General features: G+C 81.9%; 1 protein-coding gene. It reads left to right on the forward strand.

What is annotated here, in order from left to right; all coding sequences use genetic code 11:
• Positions 1 to 29: 29 nt before the first annotated feature.
• The coding region (locus QM806_RS41065) for a hypothetical protein (protein WP_283295069.1) at positions 30 to 299 on the forward strand (270 nt) is incomplete at its 3' end.

Consider the following 299-nt stretch of genomic DNA (forward strand, 5'->3'; position numbering starts at 1 on the left):
GGCGAACTGGGAGGCGCCGGGGGGCTGGAGTGCGCGCTGCCTTCGGTCGCCTCGGCGGGTGCCGGTCGGAGGTGGGGGGGCGGCGCGGTGAGCCCGTCCGCACCGGGGCCGCGCCACGCGGCACCGACGGTGGTCCCGCGGAGCCGGAGCGTCCCGCCGCGCGGGGGCCGTGGTTCGTCTCCGCGATCGTCTGCAGTCGCTCCCGCTGCCCCACCACACCGCCCGCGGTGCCCGCGGCCGCGAGCGCGCTCGCGGCGACCGGCGGCGACTCGGGGGCGCTCGTCGACGAGCCCCCGGCC

Source organism: Rhodococcus sp. IEGM 1351 (assembly GCF_030056875.1).
Taxonomy (GTDB): domain Bacteria; phylum Actinomycetota; class Actinomycetes; order Mycobacteriales; family Mycobacteriaceae; genus Rhodococcus_F; species Rhodococcus_F opacus.